Raw genomic sequence first — 20,098 nt, forward strand, 5'->3', positions numbered from 1 at the left:
TCCAATGATTGCGGATCAAATCACGCGCTCATCGATTATCCAAATATCCATGGAGAGCCCCAGATGAGCGACACGCGCGATCCCGCCAACAAGCATGATGACGACATGCCGCATTATGACGGCCCGGCGGGCGGTTGGGGCAGTCTGAAGGGCATCGCCAAAATTCTCGGCACCGAAAAGCCCTCGCCCGGCATGTTCGAGACGCTGCAGCGGCAGAACAAGACCGGTGGCCATATGTGCACCAGCTGCGCCTGGGCCAAGCCGGCCAAACCTCACCCGTTCGAATTTTGCGAGAACGGCGCCAAGGCGACGCTGTGGGAACTGACGAGCAAGCGCTGCACGCCTCAATTCTTTTCGACGCACAGCGTATCGGAGCTGCGGCGCTGGAAGGATTATGATCTGGAGATCGAGGGGCGGCTGACCCACCCGATGCGCTACGATCCCGAGACCGACCATTACGTGCCGGCAAGCTGGGACGAGGCGTTCCGGGCGATCGGCGCGCATCTCAAAAAACTCGATCCCAAATCGGTGATCTTCTACGCTTCGGGGCGGGCGAGCTTGGAGACGAGCTATCTCTACGCGCTGTTCGCCCGGGTCTATGGCCATAACAACCTGCCCGACAGCTCGAACATGTGCCACGAAACCACCTCCGTCGCGCTGACCAAGGTGATCGGCGCGCCGGTCGGCACCTGCACGCTGGACGATTTCGAACATTGCGACGCGATCTTCTTCTTCGGCCAGAACACCGGATCGAACAGCCCGCGCTTCCTCCACCCGCTGCAGGCGGCGGTGAAGCGGGGATGCCGGATCGTCACCTTCAATCCGCTGAAGGAGAAAGGGCTGGAGGAGTTTGTCGATCCGCAAAACCCCGTGCAGATGCTGAGCGGCAAGGCCACCGAGATCAGCTATCAATACCATCAGGTCAAGGCCGGCGGCGACATCGCGGCGATCCTGGGCATGTGCAAATTCATCCTGGAATGCGACGCGGCGCGCCGGCGCAACACCGGCAGCGGCGTGATCGACGAGGATTTCATCGCCGAGCACACCCACGGCTTCGACGAATTCAAGGCGAAGTGCGAGACGACCGACTGGGACGAGATCGAAGCCAATTGCGGCCTCTCCCGCACCGCGCTGATGGACGCCGCGCGCGTATATATGGACGCCGAAAAGGTGATCGGCATCTACGGCATGGGGCTGACCCAGCACGTCCACGGGTTCGAGAATATCGGGCTGCTCACCAACTTCCTGCTGCTGCGCGGCAATATCGGGCGGCCCGGCGCGGGGATGAGCCCCGTGCGCGGGCACAGCAACGTGCAGGGTCAGCGCACCGTGGGCATCGCCGAAAAGACCAAGCTGGTGCCGCTCGACACCATCGCCGCGCAATTCGGGTTCGAACCGCCGCGCGAGGACGGCATGAACACGGTGGAGGCGTGCGAAGGCATATTGGACGGTTCGGTCAAGGCGTTCGTATCGCTCGGCGGCAATTTCGTGCGCGCCATTCCCGAGCGGGAGAAGATGGAGCACGCGTGGCAGGAGATGGAGCTGACGGTGCAGATCGCGACCAAGCTCAACCGCAGCCATCTGATCAACGGCAAGAGCGCGTGGCTGTTGCCCTGCCTGGCGAGGTCGGAACGGGACATGCAGGCTACCGGCGCGCAACAGGTGACGATGGAAGACACGTTCAGCCATGTCTACGCCTCGCTGGGCAAGCGTCCGCCGGCCAGCGATGAGCTGATGAGCGAACTCGCCATCGTAGCGGGGCTCGCCAAGGAGACGGTGGCCGCCAACCCCAAGCTGAAATGGGACGCATGGACCGGCGATTACGCTCTGGTACGCGACCTGATCGCCGAAACCTACCATGACGAGTTCTACGACATGAACGAGCGCATGAACGAGGCCGGCGGCTTCTATCGCGGCAACAGCGCGCGCGAGCGCATCTGGAAGACGGCAAGCGGCAGGGCGGAGTTCACCACGCCGGCCATGCTCTCGGCCACCGGCGTCGAGGACAGGGAGGGCCGCTTTCGTCTGATCACGTTGCGCTCCAACGACCAGTTCAACACCACCATATACGGCTATTCGGATCGCTTCCGGGGGATCGAGGGCACGCGCCACGTGGTGCTGATCAACCCCGGGGAAATGGCACAGGCCGGGCTGCGGGCCGGCCAGCGCGTGTCGCTGATCGGCGATGCCGACGACGGCGCGGACCGGCGCGTGTCGGGGCTCACCGTCACGCCCTACGAGACACCGGACGGGTGCCTCGGCGGTTATTTCCCCGAACTCAATCCGCTCGTTCCGCTCTGGTATCATGACGAGCGGTCCAAAACTCCGGCTTCCAAGGGCGTGCCAGTAAGGATAGAAGCCGACTGATGGCCTGTGGAAATCTGATCGACGAATATGGCCGCACGATCCGCTATTTGCGGATGTCGGTGACCGACCGCTGCGACCTGCGCTGCAATTACTGCATGGGCGAGGCGATGCAGTTCCTGCCGAGGCGAGAGCTGCTCGATCTCGACGAGCTGGTGCAGGTGGCCGACGCCTTCATCGCGCGCGGCGTGAACAAAATCCGCCTGACCGGCGGCGAACCGCTGGTGCGCGCGGTCACGCTGCCGCTGATCGAGGAGCTCGGCGCGCGACTGGGAAGCGGTCTGGACGAGCTCACCATGACCACCAACGCCACCAATCTGGCGCGCCATGCCACGCGCATCGCGGCCGCCGGGGTGAAGCGGCTCAACGTCTCGCTCGACACGCGTGACAGGCAAAAATTCGCCGCGTTGACCAATCGCGATATGCTGGACAAGGTGCTCGCCGGGATCGACGCGGCGCTGGATGCGGGCATAAAGATCAAGCTCAACGCCGTGGCGCTCGCCAATACCAACCGTGAGGAAATTCCCGACCTCACCGCCTGGGCGCATGGCAAGGGCATGGACATTACCTTTATCGAGGTGATGCCGCTGGGCGATATCGCCGCTGAGCGCTCCGACCAGTTCCTGTCGCTGGAAACCGTGCGCCGCGATCTGGAGCAGCGCTTTACGCTGGAGCCGTCAAACCATGTCAGCGGCGGTCCGGCGCGCTACTGGAACGTGGCCGAAACCGGCGGGCGGATCGGCTTCATCAGCCCGATCAGCCATAATTTCTGCGCCAGCTGCAACCGCGTGCGCGTGACCGCCAAGGGCGAGCTGTTCCCCTGCCTGGGCCATGGCGAGATGACGGACTTGCGCGCCGCGGTGCGTGGGGACCGGCCCGACGCCGCGCTCGACGCCGCGCTGGATCGCGCGATGAAGACCAAGCCGGAGCGCCACCATTTCCGCATTGCCAAAGGTTCCGAGCCCGCTTTGGCGCGGCACATGTCGGTGACCGGCGGCTGAAGCCGTCTTCGGACATTCGTTCCAGTTGCATTTCGAAAAAAAACTGACCTATTGTAAGCCGCGCGCCTTGCCGCATTGATTATCCTGCCCTATTTGCATGCTGCAATTGCGAAGGAGCGCCTACGCATGGTCTCGACAGCTTACATGCGCACGATATTCCCGGCTGCCATGCTGGCGCTTGCCGGATGTTCCGGCGGTGACGAAGAGCCCGCCGCGCCACCCGCGATGCCGGTCGATGTGATGACGGTACAGTCGCAGTCGGTCCCCAATATCGTCGAGCTGCCCGGCCGGATCGAACCCGTGCGCACTGCCGAGGTGCGCGCGCGCGTCACCGGCATCGTTCAGGCACGGCTCTACGAAGAGGGCACCGATATCGCCAAGGGCGCGCCGCTGTTCCGCATCGACCCGCGCGAGCTGCAGGCCACCGGCGCGCAGGTCCGCGCCAATCTGCAGCGGCTGCGTGCCACGGCGGCCAACGCCAACGCCGTGGTGCGCCGCTACAAGCCGCTGGTAAGCGAGCAGGCGATCAGCCAGCAGGAATATGACGCCGCCATCGCCGCGCAGCGCGAAGCCGAAGCCGCCGTTTCCGAAGCCAAGGCCCAGCTCGACGCCGCGCAGCTGCAGCTCGGCTACACCACCGTGCGCGCGCCGATTTCCGGCCGGGTGGGGCGCGCGCAGGTGACCGAGGGCGCGCTGGTCAGCCAGACCGAGGCGACGCTGATGACGCGGATCGAACAGCTCGATCCGGTCTATGTGACGCTCTCCCAATCCTCGTCCGAGGTACTCAAGATCCGGCGCGCGATCGCCGCGGGCGATATCGCGCTCTCCGACGATGGCCGGATCGAATTCGAGGTGACGTTCGAGGACGGCACCCGCTATCCGATTACCGGGCATCTCAATTTCTTCGACTATTCGGTCGACCAGGGCACGAGCTCGGTGACGCTGCGCGGCGAGATCACCAATCCGCAGCGGCTGCTGCTGCCGGGCGATTTCGTGCGCGCGCGGATCATGGCCGGCACGCGCGAGGGCGGCATCATGGTGCCGCAGCGCGCCGTGCAGATCGGCGAGAACGGCGCCAGCCTGTTCGTCGTCGGCGCCAAGGGCGTGGCGCAGAGCCGCAAGGTCACGCTGGGGCCGCTCTCGGGGACCGACTGGATCGTCGAGGACGGGCTGCGGCCGGGCGACAAGGTGATCGTCAGCAATCTGCAGAAAATCCGCGAGGGCGCGCCGGTCAAGCCACGCGACGCGCGCTCGGTGCTGGGATCGGGCACCGCGCCCGCGAAGTCCAAAGCCGCCGCCCCATCCTCCAAGGCGAAGTAAGGGCGGCCGCGTGCCCCGCTATTTCATCGATCGGCCGGTCTTTGCCTGGGTCATCGCGCTGGGCGTGCTGCTGTCCGGCATCATCGCGCTGCGCGCGCTGCCGATCGAGCAATATCCGCAGGTCAGCCCGCCGTCGCTGACGATCAACGTCGCCTATCCCGGCGCAGACGCGCAGACGCTGGAGCAGAACGTCACTCAGGTGATCGAGCAACAGCTGAACGGGGTCGAGGGTTATCTCTACATGGCCAGTTCGAGCCAATCGAACGGGACGGCGTCGATCACGCTGACGTTCGAGGCCGGCACCGACATCGATATCGCGCAGACCGAGGTGCAGAACCGGCTGTCCACCGTCGAAGCGCGGCTGCCCGACAGCGTGCGCCAGCAGGGCATCACCGTGCGCCAGGCCAATAGCGGCTTCCTGCTGATCGTCGCGCTGTCGAGCACCGGCAACCGCTTCGGTCCGGTCGATCTCGGCAATATCGCCTCGCTCCAGGTGATCGACGAGCTGCGGCGTGTCCCCGGCGTGGGCGACGTCACCCTGTTCGGTTCGGAATATGCCATGCGCATCTGGCTCGATCCCGAACGGCTGGCCAGCTTCGGCCTGGCCCCTTCCGCCGTGCTCGCCGCGGTGCGCGAGCAGAACAGCCAGACCGCCGGCGGCTCGCTCGGCGCGCTGCCGACGCTGAGCGACCAGCAGATCGAGGCGACCATCGTCACCCAGGACCGCTTCTCGACCGTCGAGCAATTCGAGCAGATCATCCTGCGCGCCGCGGAGAGCGGCGCGACCGTGCGGCTGGGCGATGTCGCGCGGGTGGAAATCGGGGCGCAAAGCTACGGCACGTCGACCACGCTGAACGGCGAGCCGATGGCCGGCATGGCGGTGCAGCTGGCGACCGGCGCCAACGCGCTGAGCACCGCGGCCGGGGTCAAGGAGCGGATGAAGGAGCTCGCCCCCGGCCTGCCGCAGGGCGTCACCTACTCCATCCCATACGACACCACGCCGTTCGTCCAGAGCTCGGTCGAGGAGGTGGTCATCACGCTCGTCGAGGCGATGGCGCTGGTGTTCCTCGTAATGTTCCTGTTCCTGCAGAACTGGCGTGCCACGATCATCCCCACGCTGGTCGTGCCGATCGCGCTGTCGGGTGCCTGCCTGGGGCTGTGGCTGTTCGGCTTCTCGATCAACGTGCTCACGCTGTTCGGCATGGTGCTCGCCATCGGCATTCTCGTCGACGACGCGATTGTCGTGATCGAGAATGTCGAGCGCATCATGCGCGAGGAGGGACTGCCTCCGCTGGAGGCCACGCGCAAGGCGATGGATCAGATTTCGGGCGCGATCATCGGCATCACGCTGGTGCTGGTGGCAGTGTTCGTGCCGATGGCGTTTTTCCCGGGCTCGACCGGCGGCATCTACCGGCAATTCTCCGTTACCCTAGCGATCTCGATCCTGTTCTCGGCGCTGATGGCGCTGACGCTGACCCCCGCGCTATGCGCGGCCTTTTTGAAGCCGATCGAGGACGACGAAATGCCGCTGGCCGAGCGCCGCGACCCGGATACCGAACAGACTGGCGGGGAAGCGGCCGGCCCCATCGCCCGGGGTATCGCGGCGGTGCGGCGTTTCTTCGCGGGTTTCAACCGCTGGTTCGGGCGGATGACGGAGCGCTACGGCCGGACCAACGATCGCATTCTCTCGCACCCGCTGCGCGGCCTCGCAATGTTCGCGCTGCTCGGCGCGCTCGCCATCTTTTTGTTTCTGCGCCTGCCCACCGCGTTCCTGCCGACCGAGGACCAGGGCTATCTGATCACCGTGGTGCAGGGTCCGCCGGGCTCCACGCGCAACCGGCTCGAGGAGGCGATCGCACCGGTGCAGAAATTCTGGCTCGACCAGCCCGAGGTCGCCGATCTCGTCGTGGTGCGGGGCTTCAGCTTTTTCGGCCAGGGACAGAATAACGCGCTGATGTTTTCGCCGTTCAAGCCATGGGACGAGCGCACCGCCAAGGGCAGCGACGCAGCTTCGCTGCTCGGCAAGGCGATGGGCGTCTTCTCGCAGGTCGACGGCGCCATCGTGTTCGTCATCCAGCCGCCGCCGATCCAGTCGCTCGGCAATGCCAGCGGCTTCTCGATCAAGCTCGAAGACCGCACCGGCGTGGGCCGCGACGTGCTGCAGCAGGCTTCGGGACAGCTGCTTGGCATGGCCTCGCAAAGCGGCGTGCTCGCCAATGTGCGGCCCGAGGACCAGCCCGCCGCGCCGCAGCTCCAGGTCGAAATCGACCGCACGCTGGCGACCGCGCTCGGCCTGTCGATCAGCGACGTGAACGCCGCGCTGGCGATCAATTTCGGATCGGCCTATGCCAACGACTTCAACCGCAACGGCCGCGTGCTGCGCGTGATCGTGCAGGCCGACGCGAAATATCGCATGACGCCCGAGGACGTGCTGCAGCTGCGCGTGCCCAATCCGCAAGGCGATCTCGTGCCGTTCAGCGCCTTCGCCACCGCCGCATGGTCGGCCGGCCCGCCGAGCCTCGCGCGCTATAACGGCTATCCCGCCATGACGATTTCGGGCGAAGCCGCGCCCGGCCGATCGTCGGGCGCCGCGCTCGACGAAATGGAACGGCTCGCCAAGCAATTGCCCACCGGGATCGGCTTCGAATGGACCGGCATCAGTTACGAGGAGAAGCAGTCGGCCGGACAGGTCGGCGCGCTGCTCGGCATGTCGATCCTGGTCGTGTTCCTGCTACTCGCCGCTCTCTACGAAAGCTGGGCGATCCCGGTTTCGGTGCTGCTGATCGTGCCGATGGGCGTGCTCGGCGCGGTGCTGTTCTCGGTGATCCGGGGGTTGTCGGCGGACGTCTATTTCAACGTCGGCCTGATCACCATCATCGGTCTCGCCGCCAAGAATGCCATCCTGATCGTCGAGTTCGCGATCGAGGAGGAGGACCGTGGGCTGAAGCCGCTCGAAGCGGTCAAGGAAGCGGCCAAGCTGCGCCTCAGGCCCATCATCATGACCTCGCTCGCTTTTATTCTGGGCATGGTGCCGCTGGTGATCGCCAGCGGCGCGGGCGCGGCCAGCCGCATTGCCGTCGGCACCGGCGTGATGGGCGGGATGATCGCGGCGACCGGCATCGGCATCTTCGTGATCCCGCTGCTCTACCTTATGGTGCGCGAGAAACTTAGCCGCAAGAAACCGCATGCCTCAGGCTCGCTCGGCGAGGAACCCGCGCATCCGGGCGATAACCGCGAAGAGCCGGAGCCTGCATCATGATCCGCCGCCTCGCCCTCGCCTCGGGCGCATCCCTGGCGCTGGCCGGCTGTGTCAATTTCGCGCCCGATCACGCGCGGCCAACTCTTTCGACCGAGCCGGCCTATGATCCGGATTACCGCCCCGACGGCGGCGTGGTCGCGAGCAGCCTGGCCTGGCAGGATTATTTCGCCGATCCGCGGCTGGACGCGCTGATCGCCGAGGCGCTGGCGAACAACCGCGATCTGCTCGCGGCGACCGCGCGGATCGAACAGGCGCAGGCGCAATACCGCATCCAGAACGCGCAGCGCCTGCCGACGATAGGCGTCAACGGCAGCGCTATCCGCAGCCGGGTCGGCAGCAGCGGAGCCGCGACGACCGGCGTGGGAACCGGTGTCGTTCCTGGAACCGGAACCGGTACGGGAGACGGCACCGGACGAGATCCGGCGGATGGTGCGGATGGCGATGATGGAACCGGAACGGGGACCGGAACCGTCACCGCCGGATCGGGCGGCGCCACGTTCAACCGGTTCAGCGTCGGCGTCGGCGTCTCCGCCTTCGAGCTCGATTTCTGGGGCCGCGTCGCCAATCTGACCGAAGCGGCGCGCGCGCAATATCTCGCTACCGTGGCGGCGCAGCGCGCCTTTTACCTCTCGCTGATCGGCGACACCGCCTCGGTTTATTATCAGCTGGTCGAAACGCAGGAGCAGCTCGCGCTCGCCCGGCGTACCGTGGAGAGCCGCCAGGAGGGCCTTCGCATCGCCCGGCTGCGGCTCGACGCCGGCGTCACCAGCGCGCTCGATTTCTATCAGGCCGAAACGCTGCTGACGCAGGCCGAGCAGCAAGTTTCGGTACAGCAATTGAGCGCCGCCAATCTGACCAACCAGCTGACGGTGCTCGTCGGCGGCCGCTTGCCCGCCGATCTGCCGCCGGGCCTCGACCTGGCCGACCAGACGGTGACCACCGCGCTCGATGCCGGCCTGCCATCGCGGCTGCTGCTGGTGCGCCCGGACATCGTCCAGGCCGAGGAGTTGCTGCGCGCCGACGAGGCCAATATCGGCGCGGCGCGCGCGGCGTTCTTCCCGACGATCTCGCTGACCGGCACCGCAGGCTTCGCCTCGAGCAGCCTCGGCGGGCTGTTCAGCGGCGACGGCTTCACCTGGAGCATCGGACCGTCGCTGAGCCTGCCGATCTTCGACTGGGGCGCGCGCGATGCCGATCTCGGCCTGGCGCGCGCGCTGCGGCTCGAATCGGTCGCCAATTACGACCGGACGGTGCAGAACGCGTTTCGCGAGGTGTCCGACGCGCTGGCGGGGCGGCGCTACATCGCCGAGCAGGCGGCGGTGCTGCGCCGCGCCGTCGACGCGCAGGAGCGCATCGCGCACCTCGCCCGGCTGCGCTACCGCGAGGGCGTCGCCAATTATCTCGAGGTGCTCGACGCCGAACGCAATCTGTTCACCGCGCGGCAGACCCTGCTGACCGCCGAGCGGCAGGAGCTGCAGAATTTCGCGGCGCTCTACGTAGCGCTGGGCGGCGGCGCCGAAGTGCCGATCGCGCCGGTTTCGCTCGAGCCTTTGCGCCAGGAAATCGGCGACCAATAGACATGCCGGCGCTCCGGGCTGCGCTTTGCAGAAGCGGCGCCCGCTTCACGGCTATTATCGCAATGACCATCATAAATATGATCGTGGTCGGATCGAATCCACGCTTCCGCTATCGGCCTTTATTGGACCGCTTCGCGCTCCCAGAAACGCAGCTTGCCGCATGTTTCGATGAAGCCTGACGCATCACCAGCGCCGCTCAACTTCATGCAGCCGTCGTCGAGGCGTTCGTCGAGCCCGATGGCCGCGAAGATCGGCATCGCTGCATCGGTGTAGGCAATGAACTTGGCATGGGCGAACGCATCGCTGACGAAGTCCTGGCTGGGCTTGTCCCTGGCGCGTTCGCGGCCGGACTCCTCGCCCATCACAATAGCGACGGCGTCGTAGACCACCGACGGCGCGCCATCGATCTTCTCGTCCGCTTCGACCATCTTGCCGTCCGACAATTTGGCGCCCGACACATGCGGCGCGATGATCTCGCACATCGCGCCGGCGTCCTTTGCCGCCTTCTGGAGCGCCGCAACCGTCGGAGCATCGCCGCCTTCGGCAATATAGATGCCGAGCTTGCGTCCCTTGAAGTTCCCCGGTCCGTTCCTGATGATCGACAAGGCGGGGCTTTCGGGCAGATCGGCGATCGGTTCCTTCGCCGCCTTCAACTTGCCGGGCAGTTCGGCCATGCCGAGGCCGTCAGCGACGGTTTGCGCCAGGCCGTCATCGATGTTGCGCAGATGTCCGACCATCCGGGCGCGGATTTCGGGCCGTCCGACCTTGGACAGTTCGAAAGTAAGCGCACTGCCCATATGCGCCTGCTCGGTCGGCGTCTGGCTGATGTAGAATTGCCGCGCCTGGCTGTAATGATCGGCGAAGCTTTCCGGTCGCGCGCGAAGCTTCGGCCCCTCGACCTGTTCCGGATAGCTGTCGAACCCACGCTCGGGATTTTCGCGCGGACCGGCCTCCTCGCCTGTACCTTCGCCCCAGCTGTTGGGCTCGTAATTCACGCGGCCCTTCGGATTGGTCATCGCCATATGCCCGTCCTGCTGGAAATGCCGCACGGGGCATTTCGGAGCGTTGACCGGAATATGCGTGAAGTTCGGTCCGCCGAGCCGCTTCAACTGCGTGTCGAGATAGGAGAAGTTGCGGCCCTGCAGCAGCGGATCGTTCGACTGGTCGATCCCCGGCACGATGTTCTGCGTGCAGAACGCGACCTGCTCGGTCTCGGCGAAGAAATTGTCGACATTGTCGTCGAGCGTCATCGTGCCGACGATCCGCACCGGTATCTGCTCCTCGGGAATGATCTTGGTGGCGTCGAGCACGTCGAATTCGAAATTCTCCGCGAACGCCTCGTCGAAAATCTGCACGCCGAGGTCCCATTGCGGATAATCGCCCGCGTCGATCGCCGCCCACAGGTCGCGGCGGTGAAAGTCCGGATCGGCGCCGTTGACCTTGAGCGCCTCGTTCCACACCACCGATTGCAGCCCCTGTTTCGGCTTCCAGTGGAACTTGACGAAGCTCGACTTGCCTTCGGCGTTGACCAATCGGAAGGTGTGCACGCCGAACCCTTCCATGAAGCGAAACGAGCGCGGGATCGTCCGGTCGGACATGATCCACATGATCATGTTCATCGATTCCGGGCTGAGCGTCACGAAATCCCAGAAATTGTCGTGCGCGGTCTGTGCCTGCGGGAAACCGCGGTCGGGCGCCGGCTTGGCGGCATGGATCAGATCGGGAAACTTCATCGCATCCTGGATGAAGAACACCGGGATGTTGTTGCCGACGATGTCCCAATTGCCCTCGTCGGTATAGAATTTCACCGCGAAACCGCGCACGTCGCGCGCAAGGTCGGGCGAGCCCTGGTTGCCCGCGACGGTCGAAAACCGCACGAACACCGGCACCTTTTTGCCGACCTCGGTCAGCACCCTGGCGCGGGTATGTTCGGACAGGTCCTCGGCCAGTTCGAACGTGCCATGGGCGCCGTAGCCGCGCGCGTGCACCACGCGCTCCGGAATACGTTCGTGATCGAAATGGAAGATCTTCTCGCGTGCGATATGGTCTTCGAGGAGCGCCGGGCCCCGCGCACCGGCCCTTAGCCAGCTCTGATCGTTAGCGACCGGAGCACCCTGCGCCGTGGTCATGCCATCAGCGTCGCCCTTGGCGGTCTGATGCGGCGCGCCGCCTTTATCGAGGCTCAGATCGTCGGCCATCATATTCTCCCGGATTTACGCGTGCGGATCAAGATCATCGCGCTCATTCATCGAACAGGCATCGGAAGGGAAAGTTCGGCTGACGGAAAATTATTATCGTTACGCGCGCGTCGGATTGCCATCGCAGCCGCGCGTATTGCGGCATGCCCGTCGTCAGAACATGTGGCACAGCTCGCGGCCTAAATTAGCACGTCGAGCCCTCCACCGTCGGGCAATGATTTTTGGAAGTTGCCTATTTCAACATTGCTCACTCAAGTATATAATTGCCGAAATCTCGCGATGACGTAGATTTGACGTTGCCGTAAAGGTAATCAACGCCCTTTGAATTGCGGTGCGCGCTTGTCCAAAAACGCCTGGACGGCTTCGGCGTGATCTTCAGTCGCGTGGGCCAGCGCCTGAAACGCTGCGGACATTTCCAGGACTGCCCCGAGCGAAGACTGCCTGCCCTCACGCAACAGCCGCTTGGTCATGCGCACCGCATGTGGCGGATTGGCGGCAATCCGCCTTGCAAGGATTAGCGCCTCATCCATCAAGGCCTCGTCGTGAACCACGCGGGAGACCAAGCCACAGGCCAGCGCTTCGTCGGCATCAATCATATCACCGGTAAAAGACAGTTCCGCCGCACGCGACTGCCCGATTATCCTTGGCAGAAACCACGCACCACCGTCCCCGGCAACGATACCGAGCTTGACAAAGCTCTCCGCGAACTTTGCGCTCGCTCCGGCAATGCGGATGTCGCACATGCAAGCCAAATCGCAGCCAGCACCGATTGCCGGGCCGTTTACCGCTGCGATTACCGGAACCTCAAGCGCGTCGAACAACAAGGGGAGCCGTTGGATCCCATGACGATAATTGCCCCGCGTTACCGCGGGCAATGCGTCACGAAGTCCCGCGCCTTCACGCATTGCCTTAATGTTGCCTCCTGTTGAAAACGCTCTGCCGGCACCCGTCAGGATAATCACTCGTGTCTGCGGGTCGGCATCCGCGGCGGCAACGTTCGCCACAAGCGCCTCGACCATATCGAGATCGGAAATCGGATTACGTGTCTCGGGTCGGTTCAACGTCAGAACGACGATACCGCCGGTCTCGTCACGGCGAAGGATGATATCCGTCATCGAAGTCCCAATCCGCGGGCGATGATGCCGCGCAGCACCTCCCGCGTGCCACCTCGCAGCGAAAAGGAGGGTGCGTTCAATATGCCGTGCGCCAGGACTGCCGGGAAAGGCGCACCACCAAGAGCCGGTTCACAGTCGATGAGCGATTGTGCGATTTCAGGTATCTCCTGTTCGAGTAATGAGCCCAAATCCTTGACGAGCGAAGCCTGAAGTTGTGGATCGTCGCCTTCGTCAAGCATCGCCGTAACGCCAAGCGACAGGCGTCGCAGCACGATAATGTGAGCGACCAGGCGGCCAACTGCGCGCCGTGCCGCCGCATCGTCGCGACCGCGCAGCAATCGGACCAGTTCAACCAGATGGACAAAACTCGACAGGAATCGCTCGGGACCACTGCGTTCATATGCGAGTTCGCTCATGACCTGTCGCCAGCCTTGTCCTTCCTTCCCGATGAGCGCATCAGCCGGCACCGCGGCATCTTCAAACACCACCTCATTGAAATGCGCCGCACCGGAAATGTCAGTGATAGGAGAGATGGAAATACCCGGGAGGTTCAAATCGACCAGCAACTGACTGGTGCCTGACCGGCGATCCTCCGACGTGCCGCTGGTTCGGCAAAATAGAACCATATAATCGCAAGCGGCCGCATTGGTGGTCCAGAGCTTCGTGCCGTGGACGCGCCATCCATCCTCCGAACGCTCAGCGCGCGTTCGAACGGCGGCAAGATCGGAGCCCGCATCCGGTTCGCTCATGCCTATACATATCTGGCATTCCCCAGCCGCGATGCGGGGTAGCACCTCCATTCGCTGTGCCTCTGTCCCGAATTTGAGCAATAATGGGCCACTCTGTCGTTCGGCAATCCAATGCGATCCGACCGGTGCCCCTGCGGCCAACAACTCTTCCATCACGACATAGCGTTCCGCGGCGCTTCGCTCATGACCTCCGTATTTTTTGGGCCATGTCATGCCGAGCCAACCACGCCGACCCAGCTTGCGGCTAAATTCGGGATCATAGCCACTCCACGATTGTGCAAGCCTCTCTGCTGGAACCCCGACAAGTTCATGCGACAGAAAAATGCGCACCTGTTCGCGCAAAAGCTCCGCGTCCATATGCTCGGGCGGTGAAGGGAAGCGAAAATTATTCATGCAGCGACGATCATCGGCCACAATTCTTCAGCGGAGTCAGCCAAGACATAGTCGGCGATCCAGTCTTGCCAATACGCAGCGCCACCGAACTCGGAACGACTGCTCCACAAGGATTTCGTCAGTCGACCAAGGCGATATTCATCGGTAAATCCAATCGCGCCATGCGCTTGATGCGCGATCGCCGCGATCAAACCAGCGGCCTCATTGGCTCGGGCTTTCGCCGCTGCCAGCTCCAGCGAAGGCCCGAGCGGGCCATCGAGAAAAGCGCAAGCAATTCCCGCAGCCCCGTCTAGCACGGCGACTTGGCCCGCCATGCGTGCCAACTCTTGCTGAATCGCTTGAAATTTCGACAAGGGGCGACCGAACTGTCTGCGCATGCATACATATTCGACGGTGAGCGAGAGAATCGTTCGCGCGGCACCTGCCATTTCGATGATACGCAATGCCGCGCCGCAGCGTTCGACGGCGCCCGTGCCACCTGGCAGCTCATGCTTGGCGGCATTGCCGAAATCACTCACTGAATCGCGCGGAGCACCTGTCAGGCTATTGCCAGTATCGGTGATGACGATGGCATCGTCATTTACAACGATCATCTTACCGGGATCTATCGACTCGATTACCACATGTGCCGCATGCCGCGCCCATGGAACCCGGTCCGTCACGCGGCCGACAAGCGTAGCGATCCGATCATCCGATTCAATCCCGGCGCGTGCCATGAGCAAGTTGGCTACGATAGTCTCTCCGATGGGTATCATGATCGACAGGCTGGCCGCATGGGCGATTATCGCTGCTGCGATCTCCCCACCAAGCGCCAGACCGCCAGCCGCTTCAGGGACGAGAACGAGATGCAGACCGTTTTCGGCGATTAGCGGCCATGCATCGGATATAGGCCGGTTGACCAGGTCCGTGAGCAACTTCTCAGCGGTCGCTGCCACCAGATATCTGGTTTCTTCGTCGATCATCGCGCTCCTCTCGAGCGCCACCCTTTCTTGGTTTTGACATTTTTGTCAAGAACAGGGCTTCAGTCAGTTCGGCTCCGTTTTATTCGACTTGCGCTTTTTGGGCTCCTTGACGCTGGGCCAGGCCGACGGCAATTCAGGCGAAACACCGTAAGCGCGCATGAGCATTGCGAGCGCACCGTGGAAATGTTCGTCGAGACGCGTGAATTCCCACCCATAGCGCGCTGTTGGCCCGGCGACATATAGAATACTGCTGATCTGCAGCATGATATGCTGGGTCGGCGCATCGGGTATAAGCTCACCGCGATCCACCGCGATCCGCACGGCATCAAGCACGGTTTGGTCGAGCGATTCCTGTGTCGATTGAACAAGGCTGCGAAGATTTGGGCCAACCGTTTCAGCATCCATAGAAAATCGTGACACCAATCCGGTTGGATGCTGCATTTTGCCGGCAGGATTGAAAAATATAAAGCGCCTGTACATGCGGTCACGCGCTGCCACGAATTTAGAGAACAGGGAGGCGTCCGGATTACCCCAGATCGCACGGTTTTCGCGAATTCCGATTTCAGCGAAGTCCTGTAGAACTTCTTCCGCGAGGTTTGCCTTGGTGCCGAAATGGTAGTGGATCAGCGAATGATTGATGCCGAGTTCTTTTGCCAGATCCAGAAACGTAATGCCATTATATCCGTGACGGATAAACATTTCGGTAGCCAGCGACTTGATCTTGCGCCGGATCGCTTCGCCTGGTTCCGATCGCCGACGCTTACGCTTCGTCGCGGCGACTGCATTCTTGGTATCGTCTGCCATGACTGCGGTTGTGCTCGCTCACGAAGCGCTGTCAACCTGATTTAGCCGATGTCGCTGTCGTTACCCCTGCACGAACTTCGGCTTATGATACGCTTTTCAAGCGCCGGCACCCGAAAATGCAATTACCTGGCCGGTGGTGAAAGCAGACCGCCCTGAGAGCAGAAACGAAACGAGCGCGCCGACTTCGCTGTCCTCACCGAACCGGTTGGAAGGTACATCACGCGCGAGGCGGTCTTTATGGGCAGGATCGTTCTGACCGCCTGGCGCCGGGAACACTCGATCGCTGTAGAGATAGAAGGGCGCGATCACGTTGATTTGTATATTGTCCGCCGCGTGCTTGACGGCGAGCGTTCGGGCCAGGGCGTTCGCGCCCGCCCGGGCGGCGAGATAACCGGTATTTCCGTCGGAGGATCGATGCGGAAACTTGTCCGCCGCGCCCGATGTTACAAGCGCCAGCCGACCGCTTTTCTGCGCCAGCATCGTTTCCAGAACGGCCGCGACGAAACGTTGCGGGCGCAGCAGCAATGCCTCGACCATTGCGTCGAAATCGCTGCGGTCCACCTTTTGGACTACATCATCGACCAGAGCGAACGGGATGTCGTTGCTCAACGCCGCGTCGACGCGACCGAACCGCTGTTTCGCTTCGGCCACGCAATCTACCGCATCGGTGGAGCTTGCGATGTGGCAGAGCGGATGCGCCGCCGCAAACATATCGCGCTCTGTCGCGTCCCCGAACCGCAAACTGTGGGCAAGAACGGTGAATCCGTCTTCAAGCAGCGTATCGACGGCGCCGGGGCCAACATAATCGTCGGCATAAGTGATGAGCGCAACGTCGCCGGTCGCCATCGTTCAATAACCCCGCCATAACGGGTCGGGTATCCCGGCGATGTCCGACTCGATGGCGTAGATGCCGCCGAGCATATCCTGGCCAAGATTTGCCTTGCCGCTACGCGGGGTCATTTTGGTCGTCGTGATGAATAGCGTCCGCATGTCGTCTCCTGCAAAGGCCACTTTGGTGGGGTTGGAAAATGGCAGCGCAAGGTGTCGGTCGATCGCTCCATCCGGCGCATATCGGCGCAGCGCGGCGCCATAGACCAGCGTAGCCCAGTAACCGCCCTCCGAATCTACGGTCGCGCCATCCACGAAGCCGTGCGCGGGATCCACCTTCGCAAAGGTTTGTCTTTCGCTGAGCGACCCGGTGGCACGGTCGAGTGTCCAAGATTCGATGATGCTTGTCGGCGAATCGGATAGATAAAGCCTGGTTCCGTCCGGACTGAAAGCGAGGCCATTGGCACAATTGATATCCTCAACGACTGACACCAACGCATCGCCGTCGAGCCGAAACAACTTGCCCCCGCCCGGTAATGTCGGCGTATCTCGGAGGCGGTGGTTGATCGAGCCGACCCATAGCCGACCATCGCGATCGCATTGAACCTCATGAAGCGAAATATGTTCGGGCAGCGGCGACGGCACGCGCAGGCTTAGTTCACCGGTCAAGAAATCGAAGTCGTGCAGGCCACGCGCAAGCACGACGAGCGCCCCACCGGTTTCTTTCAAGACGACGCCGCCGATACGTTCGGGCATCGACCAGTTCTCCCGCTCGCCGTCCATCGCGTTCCATCGGCTGAGCATCGGTTCACGCTCACAGTTGATCCAGTAAAGCGCCCGTTCCGCGGGCGACCATATCGGCGTCTCGCCGAGGTAGGTTTTGGCGTCGATAGCGCAGCGCAAGGTGGGTGGCGGGCCGATGCTCCGGTTCATCGGGGAGGCAGCACCTTTCCTGGATTGAGAATGTTGGATGGGTCGAGCGCGCGCTTGATCGTTCGCATCAGGTCGAGTTCCGCAGGCGACCGGCTGAGACCGATATAGTTCAGCTTGTAGGTGCCGATGCCGTGCTCTGCCGAGATCGACCCGCCGACCGACCGGGTTGCCGTGTAGACGGCGTCACTGGCCATCTCGGCACTGTTGGGATGATTTCCAGGGCCAACCACGACATGCAGGTTGCCATCGCCTCCATGGCCGTAGAACATGAGCGTGGCGCCCGGAAGAGCGGCCTCGACGCGCATTTGCGCATCTGCGACGAATGCGGCCATGTCTGCAAGCGCCATGCTGACGTCGAATGCGTAGCGCGGACTGATTGCCGCCATCACGTCGATCAGGTCTTCGCGCACCGCCCAAAGACCATCTCGCTGTTTTTCGGATTGAGCGATAACCGCGTCCGTTATCAGGCCCGCCTCGAATAGCTGTTCGAGAACGCTGGAAAACGCGGCATCGTCTTGCGTCGCATCGTCGCCCATCGCTTCGACGAGAATATATATCGGGCTGCCGGATGGCATCGGTGGCGCGCGTTGCTCGCGCTGCGCATCGCTGACAAAGGCGTAGAAATCGTTCCACATCAGCTCGAAGCTCGACAATCGTCCAGCCAACCGCGCCTGCAGCTTGTGCAGGATATTCGCAACCTGCTCGACCGAGCCTGTGGCGAGCAGCGCCGTCTGCGTACTGCGCGGCTGCGGCCGCAGTCTCAGTACCGCGCGGGTGACGATACCGAGCGTCCCCTCGCTGCCGATCATCAAATGCTTCCAGTCGTAACCCGCATTGTCCTTCAACGACTTGCCCAGCGTCGCTACGATCGTGCCGTCGGCGAGGACAGCTTCGAGACCGAGCACCATATCTCGCATCATGCCCCAACGCAGGACGCGGACGCCGCCCGCATTGGTCGAGATAACGCCACCAATGGTTGCCGAACCCCGCGAACCTAGATCGAGCGGGAGCAGAAAGCCCTCCGCTTCGACGGCTTCCTGCACATTCTGAAGCACGGCCCCGGCTTCGACGGTTACGGTCGAAGAGACCCTGTCGATTTCAGCGATTTGGTTCATTCGAGCCAGGTCGATGAGAATCCCGCCGGGCGCTGCCAGTCCCCCGCCCACCAGCCCGGTGCCGCCACCCCATGGGGTGACCGGCGTGGCCGAAGAATGGGCATAACGCAGAACCGCGGCAACTTCTTCGGTCGAGCGAGGACGTATTACGGCACCAGGGTCACTGCGCGATTTTTTCAGAATGTCGCTACGATAGCGCTCTTCGATCGCGTCCCCATGGACAACGCCGTCGCATCCGACGATGGATTGGAGCGCATCGATCACGTCGCGACGCTTTCGCCGATACCTGCCGCTTCCAGTCCTTCGATCCAGCTTGGATCGCGATCAAGCAGACGCCGGAAGGTCAGGACGCGTTTGGTGTTGGCTATAGCGAATGCTCCGATCATCCGATCGTCGCGGCGAAATAGCGCCAGCAGCTTGCCATCCGCGTCATCGACAATCCGTACCTCGTGATGATCGTATGCGGAGCCGACCAATTGCATTTTGATCCCGTACTGATCCGACCAGAACCACGGCACCGGTGCATATGGCTCATGTGCCGCCGGATCGTCGTCCGCCGCCAGCAGACGGCGCGCGGCGTGCACACCCATGCGCACCGCATTGTCCCAATGCTCGACACGACGAAGCTCGCCATAGCGGCGATTGGGCCAGCGGGCGATATCTCCGCAAGCGACGATGCCTGGTGCAGCAAGGCAGGTTTCGTCGCACAGGATGCCATTGTCGATGATAAGGTCTGATTGTTCCAGCCAGTCGGTATTTGGCAGCACGCCGATACCTACGACCGCCAGGTCCGCCGCGACAAAGCTGCCATCGGAGAGCCGAACGCCAGCCAGCGCGCCCTCTCCCTCAAGCGCGGCAACCGCGACGTCGAGGCGGACATCAACTCCATGATCGCGGTGGATATTGGCAATCCGATGCGCCAGTTCGTCGCCCAGCACGTGACGAGCGGGAGCCGTGGCCTCGATCATCGTAACAGGAAAGCCCATTTTACGACACGATGAGGCAACTTCCTGACCGATGAATCCTGCGCCGATCACCGCAACCCTGGTCTCGGCCCGCAGTTGATTTCGCAGTCCCGTAACATCGTCGAGCGAACGCAGCATATGCACACCATCCAGCTCCGCGCCGGGTAGCGTTCGGGGCGTGGCACCGGCGGCAATGACGATCCCACCGGGAAATTCGGCGCTGGACCCGTCATCGAAACCTATCGCACGGCGCTCTACATCGATGGAGGTGGCCCGAAGGCCGAGCCACCATTCAGCGTCCAGTTCTCCCTCCTCGAAACGCAGATTTGCCTGCGTCGGCGGCCAGTCGCCGCAAAGCAATTCCTTCGACAGTGGCGGTCGATCATATGGTCGATGAGGTTCGTCGCCGATCATGACCAACCGGCCACGATATCCCTGCCGGCGAAGCTCCAGTCCGGCATTCAGGCCGGCGAGCGATGCACCGACAATGGCGATCGGGTCTGAGTTCATCGACG

14 protein-coding genes are annotated in these 20,098 nt (G+C 63.0%); 5 read left to right on the forward strand and 9 right to left on the reverse strand.

Annotated elements, in window-relative coordinates:
• The first annotated feature begins 63 nt into the window (after positions 1–63).
• From ACOQPC_RS14625 to ACOQPC_RS14645, 5 genes are all read left to right on the forward strand, one after another.
• Complete coding sequence (locus tag ACOQPC_RS14625; protein WP_420606442.1) at positions 64–2,367, forward strand: FdhF/YdeP family oxidoreductase; 2,304 nt, start codon at positions 64–66, stop codon at positions 2,365–2,367.
• Positions 2,367–3,365 carry a GTP 3',8-cyclase MoaA gene (gene moaA, locus ACOQPC_RS14630; protein ID WP_420606443.1) on the forward strand — a complete coding sequence of 333 codons (999 nt, stop codon included), beginning with the start codon at positions 2,367–2,369 and terminating at the stop codon, positions 3,363–3,365. The genes ACOQPC_RS14625 and moaA overlap by 1 nt, the downstream gene beginning before the upstream one ends.
• 126 nt (positions 3,366–3,491) lie before the next feature.
• Positions 3,492–4,685: an efflux RND transporter periplasmic adaptor subunit gene (locus ACOQPC_RS14635; RefSeq protein WP_420606444.1), complete on the forward strand. Its 1,194-nt coding sequence runs from the start codon at positions 3,492–3,494 to the stop codon at positions 4,683–4,685.
• A gap of 10 nt (positions 4,686–4,695) precedes the next feature.
• Complete coding sequence (locus tag ACOQPC_RS14640) at positions 4,696–7,944, forward strand: multidrug efflux RND transporter permease subunit (protein ID WP_420606445.1); 3,249 nt, start codon at positions 4,696–4,698, stop codon at positions 7,942–7,944.
• Positions 7,941–9,521, forward strand: a complete 1,581-nt coding sequence (locus tag ACOQPC_RS14645) for an efflux transporter outer membrane subunit (protein ID WP_420606446.1) — start codon at positions 7,941–7,943, stop codon at positions 9,519–9,521. The genes ACOQPC_RS14640 and ACOQPC_RS14645 overlap by 4 nt, the downstream gene beginning before the upstream one ends.
• Before the next feature lie 119 nt (positions 9,522–9,640).
• Here ACOQPC_RS14645 and ACOQPC_RS14650 read toward each other — a convergent pair whose 3' ends face one another.
• The 9 genes from ACOQPC_RS14650 to ACOQPC_RS14690 form a co-directional block, all read right to left on the reverse strand.
• Positions 9,641–11,719, reverse strand: a complete 2,079-nt coding sequence (locus ACOQPC_RS14650) for a catalase (RefSeq protein ID WP_420608159.1) — start codon at positions 11,717–11,719, stop codon at positions 9,641–9,643.
• A gap of 311 nt (positions 11,720–12,030) precedes the next feature.
• Positions 12,031–12,834: a crotonase/enoyl-CoA hydratase family protein gene (locus ACOQPC_RS14655; protein WP_420606447.1), complete on the reverse strand. Its 804-nt coding sequence runs from the start codon at positions 12,832–12,834 to the stop codon at positions 12,031–12,033.
• Positions 12,831–13,976, reverse strand: coding sequence for an acyl-CoA dehydrogenase family protein (locus ACOQPC_RS14660; RefSeq protein ID WP_420606448.1), 1,146 nt, complete (start codon positions 13,974–13,976; stop codon positions 12,831–12,833). Before ACOQPC_RS14660 ends, ACOQPC_RS14655 begins: the two co-directional genes overlap by 4 nt.
• Positions 13,973–14,938 carry an acyl-CoA dehydrogenase family protein gene (locus ACOQPC_RS14665; protein ID WP_420606449.1) on the reverse strand — a complete coding sequence of 322 codons (966 nt, stop codon included), beginning with the start codon at positions 14,936–14,938 and terminating at the stop codon, positions 13,973–13,975. The genes ACOQPC_RS14660 and ACOQPC_RS14665 overlap by 4 nt, the downstream gene beginning before the upstream one ends.
• 63 nt (positions 14,939–15,001) lie before the next feature.
• A complete protein-coding gene (locus tag ACOQPC_RS14670; RefSeq protein WP_420606450.1) occupies positions 15,002–15,742 on the reverse strand; it encodes a TetR/AcrR family transcriptional regulator in 741 nt (246 codons plus the stop codon).
• 96 nt (positions 15,743–15,838) lie between these two features.
• A complete protein-coding gene (locus tag ACOQPC_RS14675; RefSeq protein WP_420606451.1) occupies positions 15,839–16,588 on the reverse strand; it encodes an SDR family oxidoreductase in 750 nt (249 codons plus the stop codon).
• Positions 16,589–16,591: 3 nt separating this feature from the next.
• Positions 16,592–17,503, reverse strand: coding sequence for an SMP-30/gluconolactonase/LRE family protein (locus ACOQPC_RS14680; RefSeq protein WP_420606452.1), 912 nt, complete (start codon positions 17,501–17,503; stop codon positions 16,592–16,594).
• Complete coding sequence (locus ACOQPC_RS14685; protein ID WP_420606453.1) at positions 17,500–18,882, reverse strand: FAD-binding oxidoreductase; 1,383 nt, start codon at positions 18,880–18,882, stop codon at positions 17,500–17,502. Before ACOQPC_RS14685 ends, ACOQPC_RS14680 begins: the two co-directional genes overlap by 4 nt.
• Positions 18,879–20,093: an NAD(P)/FAD-dependent oxidoreductase gene (locus tag ACOQPC_RS14690; RefSeq protein ID WP_420606454.1), complete on the reverse strand. Its 1,215-nt coding sequence runs from the start codon at positions 20,091–20,093 to the stop codon at positions 18,879–18,881. Before ACOQPC_RS14690 ends, ACOQPC_RS14685 begins: the two co-directional genes overlap by 4 nt.
• Between the last annotated feature and the right edge of the window lie 5 nt (positions 20,094–20,098).

The organism is Novosphingopyxis sp., from assembly GCF_965218915.1.
Lineage (GTDB): Bacteria > Pseudomonadota > Alphaproteobacteria > Sphingomonadales > Sphingomonadaceae > Novosphingopyxis.

Excerpts from the sequence above, each read along its gene's own strand:
- ACOQPC_RS14625 (WP_420606442.1), top strand. The coding sequence starts at position 64 with ATGAGCGACACGCGCGATCCCGCCAACAAGCATGATGACGACATGCCG.
- moaA (WP_420606443.1), top strand. The coding sequence starts at position 2,367 with ATGGCCTGTGGAAATCTGATCGACGAATATGGCCGCACGATCCGCTAT.
- ACOQPC_RS14635 (WP_420606444.1), top strand. The coding sequence starts at position 3,492 with ATGGTCTCGACAGCTTACATGCGCACGATATTCCCGGCTGCCATGCTG.
- ACOQPC_RS14645 (WP_420606446.1), top strand. The coding sequence starts at position 7,941 with ATGATCCGCCGCCTCGCCCTCGCCTCGGGCGCATCCCTGGCGCTGGCC.
- ACOQPC_RS14650 (WP_420608159.1), bottom strand. The coding sequence starts at position 11,719 with ATGGCCGACGATCTGAGCCTCGATAAAGGCGGCGCGCCGCATCAGACC.
- ACOQPC_RS14655 (WP_420606447.1), bottom strand. The coding sequence starts at position 12,834 with ATGACGGATATCATCCTTCGCCGTGACGAGACCGGCGGTATCGTCGTT.
- ACOQPC_RS14660 (WP_420606448.1), bottom strand. The coding sequence starts at position 13,976 with ATGAATAATTTTCGCTTCCCTTCACCGCCCGAGCATATGGACGCGGAG.
- ACOQPC_RS14665 (WP_420606449.1), bottom strand. The coding sequence starts at position 14,938 with ATGATCGACGAAGAAACCAGATATCTGGTGGCAGCGACCGCTGAGAAG.
- ACOQPC_RS14670 (WP_420606450.1), bottom strand. The coding sequence starts at position 15,742 with ATGGCAGACGATACCAAGAATGCAGTCGCCGCGACGAAGCGTAAGCGT.
- ACOQPC_RS14675 (WP_420606451.1), bottom strand. The coding sequence starts at position 16,588 with ATGGCGACCGGCGACGTTGCGCTCATCACTTATGCCGACGATTATGTT.
- ACOQPC_RS14680 (WP_420606452.1), bottom strand. The coding sequence starts at position 17,503 with ATGAACCGGAGCATCGGCCCGCCACCCACCTTGCGCTGCGCTATCGAC.
- ACOQPC_RS14690 (WP_420606454.1), bottom strand. The coding sequence starts at position 20,093 with ATGAACTCAGACCCGATCGCCATTGTCGGTGCATCGCTCGCCGGCCTG.